This is a genomic window from Vibrio rotiferianus (assembly GCF_002214395.1).
GTDB classification, from domain to species: domain Bacteria; phylum Pseudomonadota; class Gammaproteobacteria; order Enterobacterales; family Vibrionaceae; genus Vibrio; species Vibrio rotiferianus.
In genome coordinates this window covers 1,553,660-1,567,431 of the sequence record NZ_CP018311.1, presented here as the reverse complement: position 1 = coordinate 1,567,431, position 13,772 = coordinate 1,553,660, and the positions used below count along the sequence as shown (strand labels likewise).

9 protein-coding genes are annotated in these 13,772 nt (G+C 44.8%); 6 read left to right on the top strand and 3 right to left on the bottom strand.

Features of this window, described 5'->3' with window-relative positions; genetic code table 11:
* Positions 1–267 precede the first annotated feature (267 nt).
* Both BSZ04_RS07370 and BSZ04_RS07365 read left to right on the top strand, forming a co-directional pair.
* Positions 268–2,625 (top strand): fatty acid cis/trans isomerase, encoded by a 2,358-nt coding sequence (locus BSZ04_RS07370; protein ID WP_088880015.1) that lies wholly within the window; start codon positions 268–270, stop codon positions 2,623–2,625.
* 18 nt (positions 2,626–2,643) lie between these two features.
* Positions 2,644–2,835 (top strand): hypothetical protein, encoded by a 192-nt coding sequence (locus BSZ04_RS07365; protein WP_088880014.1) that lies wholly within the window; start codon positions 2,644–2,646, stop codon positions 2,833–2,835.
* A 118-nt stretch (positions 2,836–2,953) separates the two neighbouring features.
* On the opposite strand, the gene torS is transcribed toward BSZ04_RS07365, so the two are convergent.
* Complete coding sequence (gene torS, locus BSZ04_RS07360) at positions 2,954–5,911, bottom strand: TMAO reductase system sensor histidine kinase/response regulator TorS (RefSeq protein WP_088880013.1); 2,958 nt, start codon at positions 5,909–5,911, stop codon at positions 2,954–2,956.
* An 88-nt stretch (positions 5,912–5,999) separates the two neighbouring features.
* Here torS and torT point away from each other — a divergent pair, with 88 nt between their 5' ends.
* Positions 6,000–7,004, top strand: a complete 1,005-nt coding sequence (torT, locus tag BSZ04_RS07355) for a TMAO reductase system periplasmic protein TorT (RefSeq protein WP_088880012.1) — start codon at positions 6,000–6,002, stop codon at positions 7,002–7,004.
* Positions 7,005–7,073: 69 nt separating this feature from the next.
* Complete coding sequence (locus BSZ04_RS07350; protein ID WP_010452347.1) at positions 7,074–7,529, top strand: methylglyoxal synthase; 456 nt, start codon at positions 7,074–7,076, stop codon at positions 7,527–7,529.
* 52 nt (positions 7,530–7,581) lie between these two features.
* On the opposite strand, the gene BSZ04_RS07345 is transcribed toward BSZ04_RS07350, so the two are convergent.
* A complete protein-coding gene (locus BSZ04_RS07345; RefSeq protein ID WP_088880011.1) occupies positions 7,582–8,184 on the bottom strand; it encodes a beta-phosphoglucomutase family hydrolase in 603 nt (200 codons plus the stop codon).
* A 77-nt stretch (positions 8,185–8,261) separates the two neighbouring features.
* Between BSZ04_RS07345 and arfB the strand changes: the two genes are divergently transcribed.
* Together arfB and BSZ04_RS07335 are read left to right on the top strand one after the other, a co-directional pair.
* On the top strand, positions 8,262–8,675 hold the full coding sequence (gene arfB / locus BSZ04_RS07340) for an alternative ribosome rescue aminoacyl-tRNA hydrolase ArfB (protein WP_088880010.1): 414 nt from the start codon (positions 8,262–8,264) through the stop codon (positions 8,673–8,675).
* Positions 8,676–8,753: 78 nt separating this feature from the next.
* Positions 8,754–10,523 (top strand): methyl-accepting chemotaxis protein, encoded by a 1,770-nt coding sequence (locus BSZ04_RS07335; protein WP_088880009.1) that lies wholly within the window; start codon positions 8,754–8,756, stop codon positions 10,521–10,523.
* A gap of 96 nt (positions 10,524–10,619) precedes the next feature.
* Here the strand turns inward: BSZ04_RS07335 and vmeZ are convergent, their stop codons facing one another.
* Entirely contained in the window at positions 10,620–13,772 is a 3,153-nt protein-coding gene (gene vmeZ, locus BSZ04_RS07330; RefSeq protein ID WP_010452503.1) for a multidrug efflux RND transporter permease subunit VmeZ, read from the bottom strand.

Here is a 13,772-nt window from a genome sequence, read left to right as displayed (position 1 = left end):
ACCGAGGAGTGGTTAAAATTTGTACTTCAAATCCCCAAACCTATCAAGGCATTGTATAACAAAAAGAAATTTAAAATCCTCCACAAAGGCATATTCAAATCACATTTCTGAGCTTTTTATTAACGGTAAATTAAGTATTCCCAAGAAAACCACCGCACGCAGTTGCACATTTAAATGATACATTCAATCGTGAATTTGGAATCAACCCTGCACAATCAAGCCACTTAGGTATAATAAACATACAATAATCAAAACCTTTAGGCTTCGATGAAATATAAACATTTTTTGATATTGAGCTTTGTGACTCTATTTGCTGGTTGTGCAGCCTACGCTGGATTTAACTTCGACACTCTATTTGGGCCTGAGCAAGTTCAACAACGAACAGCTAACATTAATACACCTCAAGCTGACTTCTTCCAGCATGAAGTTAGGCCTATTATCGATAACCGTTGTGTAGTATGCCACGCCTGTTATGACGCACCTTGCCAGCTTAAACTATCTTCTGTTGAGGGTATCGACCGCGGTGCAAGCAAAGCACTGGTGTATGAAGGCACTCGCCTTACTGCTGCTGTTCCAACGCGCTTGTTTGAAGACGCACAGACCACTCAAGAATGGCGCGATGCTGGCTTTCATCCTGTTCTAAATGAACGAGAACAAAGCCCGGTAGCAAACCTAGATGCGGGTTTAGTTGCACGCTTATTGCAGCAAAAAGAGCGCCACCCTTTACCTGACCAAGTTCAATTAGAAGGGTTCGACTTCTCTATCGACCGAGAGCAGACGTGCCCAACTATCGAAGAGTATGCTCAATACGAACAAGACAATCCTACTTGGGGAATGCCGTTTGGCATGCCGAATCTAACGGCAAATGAATATCAGACCCTAATGCTGTGGTTAGAAAATGGTGCAATGATGAACGCTCATGTGCCTCTCTCTGAGCAAGAACAAGCGGAAGTAGATAAGTACGAAACGTTACTGAACAAAAGCTCGCGGAAAAACCAACTTGCAGCCCGCTACATCTACGAACACTTATTTCTGTCTCACATCTTCTTCTCGGAACTAGATGGTGAACAACCTCGCTTCTTCACTTTAGTTCGCTCTGCAACGCCTCCCGGTGAGCCAGTCCAGCGTATTACCACTCGCCGACCATATGATGACCCACAGGTCGAACGCGTTTACTATCGTATCATCCCCGAGCAAGGCACTATAGTGGACAAAACCCACATGCCATTTGCGCTAAACAAACAGCGTATTGAAAACTGGAATAAGTGGTTCATTGATGCCGATTATCAAGTAGCACAACTCCCAAGCTACGCACCAGAAGTCGCAGCAAACCCTATGACTGCCTTCATTGATCTACCAGTGAAATCTCGCTTCAAATTCATGCTAGATAATGCGCAAAACACGATCATGGCTTATATCAAAGGTCCAGTGTGCCGCGGGCAACTCGCATTGAACGTTATCAACGACCGCTTCTGGGTATTCTTCTTAGACCCAGACAAAGCCGACATTCCTGAGGTTAACGAGTTCTATCGCTCACAAGCGGAAAACCTAAAGCTTCCAGGTGAACTTGAGAGCAATACGCTACCAGTAACAAACTGGGTAAAATACTCACGCCAGCAAGCCCGTTACCTAGAAGCGAAATCTGCCTTCATCAACCAATGGTTTAAGAATGGTGAGCACTTATCCACTGACGTGATTTGGGATGGTAACAGTACTAACCCGAATGCGGCGCTTACGGTATTTCGTCACTTTGATAGTGCGTCTGTGGTACAAGGCTTAGTAGGTGAACAACCAAAGACGGCATGGGTATTAGATTATGCTCTGCTTGAGCGCATTCACTATCTGCTTGTCGCCGGGTTTGATGTTTACGGTAATTTTGGCCACCAGCTTATTACGCGTATGTTTATGGACTTCCTACGTCTTGAAGGGGAAAGCAACTTTATCGCCTTACTTCCTGCAGACATGCGCCACCAAGAGCACTCAAGCTGGTACCAAGATCAACCACGTCAATTAAGTGATTTCTTGCAACGCAACGTCGCACCATTTAGTCAACCAACCAGTGTCGTCTACCACACCGATGATCCGAAATCGGAACTATTAGATATTTTGCGCAAACAGGTATCACCTATCTTGTTACCGCGCTACGACATCATTGATACAACATTGAGCATTGAGAGCGAGCAGATCCTATCAAGCATCAATCAGGTTCGTGGAGAAGCGCTGCAATCCATTCCACAAATAATGATGCTAATGGTGGAAAGTGAAACAGGGGAAGACGAATTGTTCACACTGTTACACAACAATGCTCACATCAACATCTCTAGCTTATTTGATGAAGAGAGCAATCGAGATTTTGCTAACGACGACATGACTATTGTTCGTGGTGTCGTTGGTAGCTATCCAGCCGTATTTTTCTCGCTTAAAGAAAATCAGATAAAAGAATTTGTCGATAATTTCAGCAATCTTAAATCAGAGGACGAGTACGTTAAGTTGTTGGATAAGTTTGCGATTCGCCGCAGCTCTGACGAATTCTGGCCATTTAGCGATCGTTTGCATGATTGGTATCGTGCAAAACAACCGATCGAATTTGGTTTACTTGACTATAATCGTTTTGAGAATCGATGATGATTTAAGGGGGTTCTCATGAGTATCCGAGATAACATTGCCGCTCTCGAGCAACAAATTTACGTTGCCTGCTCAGAGGGAGACTACGATACGGTCAATATGCTTGAGCACCAACTCGAATACTTACGTGGCAAAGTGGAGCATCCGTTGGACGATTATCCATACGCCATAGACACTCGGTTTGAGTGGGATGATAATTTGACCAAATAGAAAAAACCTCCGGATTGAGCCGGAGGTTTTTGTTTATCTACTCAAGTAACCCTAAGGCGCTTGAGTACATACCAGTTGAATGCTGTTGTACTTTCGCTATTGAGCTAGGAACCCGAAGTTAGTCCACCATAAGCTCATCAAGAGCGATGACTGAATCATTAATTTGCTGCTTCAACGCGTCACTAGTCTTTGCGTACGCTTCTAACGGCTCTGGTGCAATCTCGATAACTTGACAAGTATTCATCAACGCCGTCAAGCCTAAGCTACCCGCGCTGCCTTTGAGCTTGTGAGCAAGATCTTTTACCGCTCGGCTGTCACCATTTTTATCAGAGGTCTCAAGTTGGCTCAATACATCCGCGCTCGTTTGTCTAAACAGATCGATAATGTGCAGCATTTTCTCTCTGCCCAAAATCTTCATATCAGACTGAATCACGTTAGGGTTAATGATAACCATCGCTGGCTCCTCTGCTATTGGGTCATCAAGGACCGTTTTTTCATTATTTTCTGTCGTTGTGTTCTGCTCTTGTTGAGCCACGCAATTTTGAGGAAGTAAGAGTTGTCTACCTTCCAGCATATCTTGAATCAGTGCCGCAAGCGCTTCTTTTTCCATGGGTTTAGGTAAGTAGCCATCAAAGCCCGCTGCCAAATAGCTTTCTACTTCTTCTGCAAAAACATGAGCAGAAACGGCCACCATTGGAGTTGGCACCAACGCTTTGTCGGCTGGTTTGTTTCTCTCAATACGTTTAAGGCGGTGGATTAAATCAGCACCGTTGCAATCTGGCAAGTTGATATCGACTAATGCAATGTCAAAATCATGCTTATCAATGATCTGTTCTGCGTCTAAGCCAGTCTCTGCCATCATAACTTCGTGCCCCATGCTCTCTAAGAACCCTTCAGCAACGACACGATTGACCGGATTATCTTCTACAACGAGTACTTTCGCGCGGACTTTACAGCGCGCACTTGCGATAGACACGGTTTCTACAGGTTCACTTTCTTCTAATGGAATAGAGAACCAAAACCTACTGCCTTGCCCTTCATCAGAGTCTACATCCAAGCAGCCACCCATCGCTTGAATAATCCGACGACTGATCGCCAAACCTAAACCTGTACCACCCGTTTGATTCAAGCCACCCTCAGCTTGAGTGAAAGCATCGAACAGTGTCTTCTGATCTTTCTTCGCTATACCTATCCCTGAATCAGAGACTTCAAACAGAACTTGGGATTCATCTTCAGGATTTAAGCTGACGTAAATATCAATCTCGCCTTCTTCGGTGAACTTAATCGCATTACCGACTAAATTGCTTAGAACTTGGTTAATGCGAGTTACATCTCCCTTCCAGTAACGGCCTACATCGCTCTCAATGTGGTAAGAGAAAAGAAGCTTCTTCTCTTGAGCCTTGCCGTTCATTAACTGGAAGGTGTCTTCAATCATTTGATGTAAATCGAAACCTAAACTGCGGATCTCCAAATGCCCAGCTTCAATTTTCGAGTAATCCAGTACGTCATTCAAAATCGCCAGCAGCGTTTTACCACTGCGGTTGATGATTTCGGCATAACGTTTCTGAATAGGATTCAAACCCGAATCAATCAACAATCGAGCCGTTCCTAACACACCGTTCATAGGTGTGCGAATTTCATGACTCATTGTGGCTAAGAACGCCGATTTTGCTCGACTTGCTTGCTCAGCTTGCTTGCGGGCTTCAGCATGATTTAGCACTTCTTCATTCAGACGTCGGTTCGCTTGTTTCAACTGAGAGGTGCGATCTTCAACTAGCTCTTCAAGGTGCTCCTTATGTTCCTCTAAATCACGTTTTGCTTTCGCTTCACCTTCAGCGACGACTTTTAAAGCTTGTGCTGTATTTCTTGCCGTAATAATCGCCTGCCCCATATGAGCAAGTTCATCCTTCCCTTTAACCTCTAACTCTACAGCCAGATTCCCTTGAGCGACAGACAACAGTGCCGCAGAGTATTCAGCCAAACGTTTTACGACCGAGACATAAACGACTCGCCATAAGATAAGCACCACGATAATAAGGCCAACGATAGAAATAACAGTAAGCGACCACTGAGCAAACTTCAGTGTGCTAGTGAGCTGATCAACCGCAACAGTAGTAGTTTGATTTGAGTCATCCACCAATTTGTTAACTGTGCTGTTTAGTTCTGAGAATAACTCCAACGTTTTGTGCATTAACTGCTGAGATTGGTCATTATTTTCATATTGTTGCATTAATATGGTGAACACAACCTGACGCTTACCCAGTTCAGTTAGAAGCTGGGCCATTTGCTTCGAACGAGTCGGGTCTTCAACAGCAAGTACGCGACGCTTCATTATCTTCAGGTTATCTTCAAATGCATGCTGAACTTGCTGAATACGATCCATATTTGTTAGCGTGCGGGCTTCTTCAATCTGGTTGAGCATTTTAAAAGCCAACAAATGTAACTCGTGCAAACGTTCAGAGAGGTCTAGATCCACTTCTACCAAAGCATCTAACGCTTGATAAACTTGTTGTTTCTTATTTGCTTCTAGCAAGTCGTAAATATGGGTGACATTCGCTACTGCAATCGTGCTTGTATTTTGCACTTGGGTACGTGTTAGTTGTTCTAACTCCTCACTCAATAAGCGCATTTCCTCAACACGAGTTTCTATTTCCTTAGCGAGCCAAAGCTTGCGTTCTACCGAGACACCAAGATCTGCCAAGTTATTGATGACATTTTGAACATTCGTCTCTAACTTTTCTAAAAGCCCCGCGTCGAACGACTCCCCTCCCAGCTCTTTAATATGGGAAAGTAGTGATTCGAGCTGCTCAAAAAGCACCTTTCCTGCTTCTTTACGCTCTTTTTCATTTTGTGCATTAGAAAGCATTTGAACAGAAGAAATGATACGCGTACTCAGCTCAGAAACCTGACGAGCCTCAATCATTGCAGGGATAGCGGCATCTACGACATTCCTTTCAGTTTTGGCTACCAAAGAAAACCCTGACACCCCAATTAACGCAGATGCCATCACCAACATCGCCATCGCAATAAAAGACAAAAGTAACTTGCGACCGATGCTCGCTGTTGCTAGCAACATATATTCCTTACCTTAATGTTCGTGTTCGGCGTTAGTTTACGTTATATTTTGCAGTGTTTACTTAATCTATGCCAACGAACTTCATTTCATGGTTATAAATCAGCGCTTAATTCGCACAATTTTCGGACATTCTGCCTTAACACTGTCACTTTTCGCTTCAGTGCCAACGTTCGCAGCTGAAAAAATATGTGCCATTTATCCACATTTAAAGGACTCATACTGGCTATCAGTAAACTATGGAATGGTTTCCGAAGCGGAAAAACTCGGTGTCGACTTACGTGTACTTGAGGCAGGCGGTTATCCAAATAAGTCTCGCCAGGAACAACAACTAGCCTTATGCACCCAATGGGGAGCAGACGCTATTATTCTGGGTACTGTCGATCCGCAAGCTTACGAACACAACCTAAAATCATGGGTAGGTAACACTCCCGTATTTGCAACAGTCAACGAACTCAAGCTAGATAATGAGCAAAGCAAACTTTTAAAAGGTGTTGTTGGGGTTGACTGGTATTGGATGGGTTACAAATCCGGGAAATTCTTAGCTCAGCGTCATCCTAAGGGTAGCGGTCAAACCAATATCGCTTTGTTATTAGGCCCAAAAACTCGCGGAGGCACAAAGCCCGTTACCGAGGGTTTCTATGACGCCATTAAGGGTAGCGACATCCATGTTGTTGATAGCTTCTGGGCTGACAACGATAAAGAACTACAGCGAAACATTGTTCAACGTGTTATTGACATGGGTGACATTGACTACATTGTTGGAAGTGCAGTGGCTATTGAGGCTGCAATTAGTGAGTTACGTAGTGCACAAAAGACAGATGAAATTGGTTTAGTGTCTGTTTATTTGAGTCATGGTGTCTATAGAGGGCTACTTCGAGATAAAGTATTGTTCGCTCCTACCGACAAGATGGTCGAGCAAGGCCGTTTATCTTTGATTCAAGCTGCAAGCTATTTACGAAACCAATCGTACGAAAAACAAGCTAGCCCTAAGATAAAAGCACTGACCCCAAAGACCCTTCATGACGAAACAATTGAAGAATCGTTATCTCCGTCAGAGTATAGGCCGACATTCAGCGTTAAAGCGGTTGAATGAAGATCGAAAAACGTGTTCTATAAGTAACAACAAATTACACAGAATAAAATCGATAACGGAAATAACTTGATGCAAAAAACGATTCGCACCATGCCTACCCACAAGCATATTGCATTGGTTGCACATGACAACTACAAACCTGAACTTCTACGCTGGGTGAAACAGAACAAAGAGAAGTTACAGGGACATTTTCTCTACGCGACTGGCACAACAGGCCATATGTTAAGTAAAGAAACTGGCCTTGCAATCAAAAGCATGATCAGTGGCCCAATGGGAGGAGACCAACAGCTTGGCGCTCTGATCTCAGAAGGGAAAATCGATATGCTTATTTTCTTCTGGGATCCACTTAATGCTGTACCACATGACCCAGATGTAAAAGCACTCCTGCGTATTGCAAGTGTCTGGAACATCCCTGTTGCAACCAACAGAGCAACAGCAAAGTTCTTGTTTGAGTCTCCACTACTTAATCAAGAAGTAGAAGTGGAAGTCCCTGATTACGATGCCTATTTAGCGGAACGTACCTAAATAATAAAACAGCGGCTATGTGCCGCTGTTTTTATATCTCGAATAACAAGGGTTAAGGCTTAGGGTAGAACTTTAGTCCTTCTCCTTCGACCATCACACAATCCATCCCTGCTGCGTGAGCTGCTTTTTTACCTAACTCCGTATCTTCGAATACCACACACTCTTCTGCTCCTAAGCCAAGCTGATCTGCGGCCATTAGAAAAGTGTCGGGGAAAGGCTTATGATTTTCTACGTCTGTCGCGGTTACCACAGCGTTAAGCTTCTTCAAGATGCCTGCTTTAGCTAATAGACGCAGTGCACTTTCACGTTGGCTACCTGTACCTACTGCAATTTTCTTATGGCCAAGATGCTCATCCAAAACGATATTCGTGCATGAAATGATTTCACCGTGTTGTTCCATTTCAGCAAACGTGTCCATTTTAAAACGCGACACAACTTTAGGATCGAGAGATAAACCATGCTGGCGGTTCACTTCACCGACAATTTTGAAACTTGGCATTCCCCCTAAACTGTGAAGCCAATCTTGGTGGAATGGAAAGTTAAAACGATCTGCCGTTGCTTGCCAAGCCGCTAAATGCGCCGGCATGGTATCAATTAAGGTGCCGTCCATATCAAAAATCAGGCCTTTGTAGGGGCTTAAATCAATCGTGTTCATCGCTATTCTTCTACTTTTACATTTCAATATGGTAATTTATCAGTCATCGCAGTAACCCCTATTGGCATTTATCAAATATGCTCAAAATTTCGAACTCCGTCACAATTCAAGACTGGGAAATCCAACTTGCTCCCATAAGAGCTCAAGGTTCTGGCGGTCAAAACGTTAATAAGGTATCGTCCGCGATACATTTACGCTTTGACGTACATCATTCCACGCTTCCCCAGTTCTACAAAGATCGCTTACTCGCTATGCCTGACAGTAGAATATCAAAGGAAGGAGTGGTGGTAATTAAAGCGCAAACGTACCGGACACAAGAGCAGAATCGAGAAGATGCACTAAATAGATTAGCTGCCCTGATTCAATCTGCGAGTCATCAACAAAAGAAGCGAATATCGACTAAGCCAACAAGAGCTTCACAACGACGCCGCTTAGATAATAAAACCAAACATGCGGTCAAAAAAGAACACCGAAAAAAGGTGTCATTCTAAAACGTCAAAAGCTAGAGCCATTACATTTAAAGACCAGCATAGGTCTCGATTTTTAGTCAATTATTCAGGATTAACATTATGACTATTAGGCAAAAGCTCTATTCATTGGGCATCATCGCTATTTTAGGTATCATTACCCTCTTAGGCACCTCGTCACATTTTGCTGAACAAAGCAAAGAACTTAACCACGCCATTAAGCTAGTGGGCGACTTAGAAATCAGACTCTTAAACTTACGTCGCAATGAAAAGGACTTTCTATTAAGAAGTAATGCCAAATATCTTGGCAAGTTTGACCAAAACGTCGAGCAGTTTGTCATTGTGGAAAATGAGCTCGCTCATATTTTGCAATCTCATCAACTCCCTTCTAGCCAACAATTTAAGCAAGACTTGCTTACCTATCAGAAAGATTTTCAAATCTTAGTATCTGCTTTTAAGAAGCTTGGCCTAAACAACGAGCAAGGCTTATTGGCTTCCTATTCACATGCCCTTGAAAATGCAGAGAAATATGCAACCAATGAGCAACTTTTATCTCTTCTCAAATTTGACCAATTGGTTCAAGCTGGTGAAGTCGATACATCATTAGTATCGGGTATCGATAACGCAGAGCTTCTTAGCGCCGCTCAAGCCGTTGCAAGCCAAAGACAACTGATTGGGGTTTCATACAACAAGGGCTTGCTTGGTGAAACTCGCTCAGCCTCTCACGCAGTTGAAGAGCAGTTCAAGAATTTCTCTAGTGCTTTAACGAAAGCTTATTCAGACCGTGAAGCTCAGATGACGCTAATAAAGCAAGGAACAAGCGTTGTTATCTTAGCGATGATTGCATTGATCATACTGCAAATTTCTCGCTCCATTAACTCTCGTGTTGCAACCTTACTTACCACCATCAAGTCTATCAGTGAAACCAACGACATGGGGATTCGTTCTACGCTAGAAGGAAAGGACGAGCTGGTATCAATTAGTCATCACCTTAATGACTTGTTAGATAAGTTAGAGGTTTTGATTAAAGGAACACAAGAAAAATCGGGCGTTCTTTCATCCAGCACGGATAACATGCATCGCGAGCTTGAAGGCGTTATTGAACAGTTCCACAATCAAGCTGACCATACGTCTTCAATGGCGACAGCTGTACAACAAATGGTCGCTACGATCGGTGAAATCTCTCAGAGTACATCTGTTGCTGTCGAAGGCGTTCACCAAGCTTCAAACAATGCAGAAAGCGGACGCGAAGTCGTTGAGTCAACCGTAACAAATGTTGGTCAGCTAACCGGAATTCTGTCTAACAGCCAGCAGTCTATTGCTTCTCTGAACAGTCATGTTGATAAAATTGGTGGCGCCGTAAATATCATTCAAGAAATTGCAGAACAAACTAACCTACTTGCTCTAAACGCTGCTATCGAGGCTGCCCGTGCTGGAGAACAAGGACGAGGATTCGCTGTCGTAGCTGATGAAGTACGCGCCCTTGCAAGCCGTACACACCAATCGACTGAAGAAATCACAAGAGTGGTTTCTGATATTCAGTCTCAGATGTCGACAGTGGTTGCAGACATAGATCAATGTAATGACCAAGGGCAACAAACTTTGCATGCATCGGAGCAACTAGACTCAAGCCTGCAACAAATCATCACCGACATGCATTCGATTCAAGCGAATTCAGAGCGAATCGCTTCGGCAATTGAAGAGCAAGGGATTGTGATGAACCAAGTGAGTGAGTCAATCACTGAACTGAATGTTATCTCTGACAATAATATGCGTTCAGCCCAAGAGTGCTTGCAAGAAGTAGACAGTGTCTCTGCACAAGCCCATGACATGGATGCCGCAGTAGCTGAGTTTAAAACTCGCAATGCTTAACTCAGCCTTTCCAATATTGGAATAATCTTAAGCAAAACAAAAAGCCCGATGCACTCAAATGCTTCGGGCTTTTTTCTATCTGAGATAACTCAGTTCTTATTCATCATCTAAAGGGACGAGCTTAGTGTTGCCACCGTGGATTTTCTCGCGTTTTCTCTGTACCAGTGCGTAGAAGCCTGGGATCAGGAAAGTACCCGCCAGAAGCACACACAACAGACCGCCAATTAGGGAAATACCTAACGAGTTCTGACTTACGTGACCCGCACCGGCTGCAAAGATCAATGGGAAGATACCCAAGATGAACGACCATGATGTCATGTTCACCGCACGGAAACGAAGCTTACCACCTTGTACTGCGGCGCTGTCGATATCCACATCTTTCTCTTCACGCTCTTGCTTGGCGAATTCCACAATTAGGATTGCGTTCTTCGCCGCGAGCGCTATGAGCAGGACGAGACCGATCTGAGCGTACAAGTTAAGCGGCGTTCCGGTTAAGTTCAATGCGAGGAAGGAACCTAACGTCGCCACTGGCACCACCAGAATGATCGCCAAAGGAATACTCCAACTCTCATACTGCGCCACCATGAACAAGTAGATAAAGATCAATGCCAATGCGAACGCGTAAATCGCTTGGTTACCTGCCAATACTTCTTGGTAAGCCATACCCGTCCACTCGTAAGTGTAACCTTGTGGCAATACTTCCGCCGCGACACGTTCCATTGCTGCAATCGCGTCACCACTTGAATAACCCGGTGCAGGCTGACCTTGAATGATGGCACTGCGGTACATGTTATAACGCCATGCAACATCTGGCTCAAACACCTGCTCGTAGCTCACTAGCGTACTCAGTGGCACCATATCGCCGCTCGAAGAACGCACATGGAAACGCTCTAGATCTTCCATGCTGCTGCGATGTTGGCTATCCGCTTGCATGGTTACACGGAAGTTTTTACCAAACATGGTGAAGTCGTTCACGTACAGTGAGCCAAGATTACCTTGTAATGTTTGGAAAATAGACGACAGTGGAATACCTAACTGTTGCGCTTTCTCACGGTCAATATCGACATAGTAATGCGGCACGTTTGCACGGAAGGTACTGAAGGTGTATGCAATTTCTGGCGCTTGGTTAGCAGCCTGAATCATTTCCCCCATTACCATCGACAAATCAGTACGGCTACGACCTAGCGTGTCCTCCAGTACAAATTCAAAGCCTGAGGCTGCACCCATGCCCGGAACTGCCGGAGGCCCCATCGCGAATACTACCGCTTGAGGGAGTTCCATCGCAGCACGGCCGTTGATGCGGTTGGCAATCGCGTTAGCAGCGTGTTCACCGTCAAGCGAGTTACGCGTATCCCAATCATGCAGTTTAATGAACAGAGACGCACCGTTTGATGCTGCGGCACCAGTCATGAATGAGTAACCATTCGCAACCGTCACGCCATCAACACCCGGCTCTTGCTCAACCATCTTCATCAGTTCATTCGTCACTTCCTCGGTACGAGACAATGACGCTGAATCTGGAAGTTGCACGTTCACCAACAAGATGCCTTTATCTTCTTGAGGAACAAACGCCGTAGACGTTGTTTTCGCAAAGAACGTTACTGCTGCAACCGCGACGAAGAAGAAAGCAATCAGCAACATAGACTTCTTAACCAAGAAGCCAGCGATTTGACCGTAGCGCGCTGTTACACGCTCTAGACCACGGTTGAACGCTTGGAACCAGTTTGCCGTGTTACCACCACCCTGCTTCAATACCAACGAACATAGTGCTGGAGACAGCGTTAATGCATTAATAGAAGAGATCACTACCGAGATACAGATCGTCAATGCGAACTGACGATACATGATGCCAGTAATACCCGGAAGCATAGCTACTGGTAGGAATACCGCCAATAGAACCAAGGTCGAGGTAATGATTGGACCCGTTACTTCTTTCATCGCCAGCAAAGTGGCTTTGCGTGGTGAAATGGTTGGGTCTTTCGCCATAGTGGTATCGACGTTTTCGATAACCAGAATCGCGTCATCTACCACGATACCGATAGCAAGGATCAAACCAAACAGAGTTACCGTGTTTATAGTAAAGCCTGTTGCCTGCATAATGGCGAATGTACCGATAAGCGATACCGGAATCGCAACAACAGGAATCAAGGTTGCCCGCGCACTACCTAGGAACAGGTAAGTTACTGCGATTACCAATAAGATCGCTTCAATCAACGTCTTCACTACGCCCTTGATCGATTCAGCAACGAACACCGTGGTATCGTAACTGGTCTCGTAAGCCATGCCTTCAGGGAAGTTAGTGCTTAGGCGCTCAAGCAAGTCCATGACCGCTTGACCGCTTTCCAATGCGTTTGCATCCGATTGAAGTGACAGAGCAACGATCGACGCGTCTTGACCACGGAACTTACCATTACCATCGTAGAACTTCTTACCAAGCTCAACACGAGCGACGTCTTTTAGGTATACCGTAGAGCCATCTGGATTTGCACGAAGTACCACATCCTCAAACTCGCTCACGCTCTCAAGACGACCTTTGGTCACCAAGTTAAACTGAACTTCTTGAGGATTATTGTATGGCGCAGCTCCGATACGACCGGCTGCCACCTGCACGTTCTGCTCAGCCAGTGCCGCGTAAACATCGGTTGTTGTGAGATTCAGGTTAGCCATTTTTTCAGGATCTAACCAAACACGCATTGCGTATTCACCACCGCCGATTACGTTTACTTCACTGATGCCTTTAACACGCGCCAGCTGGTCTTTTACGTTCAAGTTGATGTAGTTGATAAGGAACTTGTCATCGTACTTACCATCAGGTGAGTAGAAGTTCAAAACCATCAACAAGTCAGGAGAACGCTTTTTCACCGTTACACCAACCATGCGCACTTCTTGAGGCAGTTTAGACTCAATCTGTGATACACGGTTTTGCACGTTAACCTGCGCCATATCTGGGTCAGTGCCCACATCGAAGGTTACGTTTAGGCTGTAAGAACCATCATTTGCGCTCTTTGAAGACATGTAAATCATGTTTTCAACGCCGTTCACTGAGGTTTCTATTGGGTCGGCTATCGCCTGCTCCACAACCTCAGCACTTGCACCCGTATAGAATGCGGTCACGCTCACTGATGGTGGACTGATTTTAGGGTATTCAGCAACAGGCAAGATCGCTAATGAGATGGCACCTGCCAACGTCAATATGATCGAAATAACCAGCGCGAATTTGGGTCTTTGAATAAAGAAACGACTTAACAT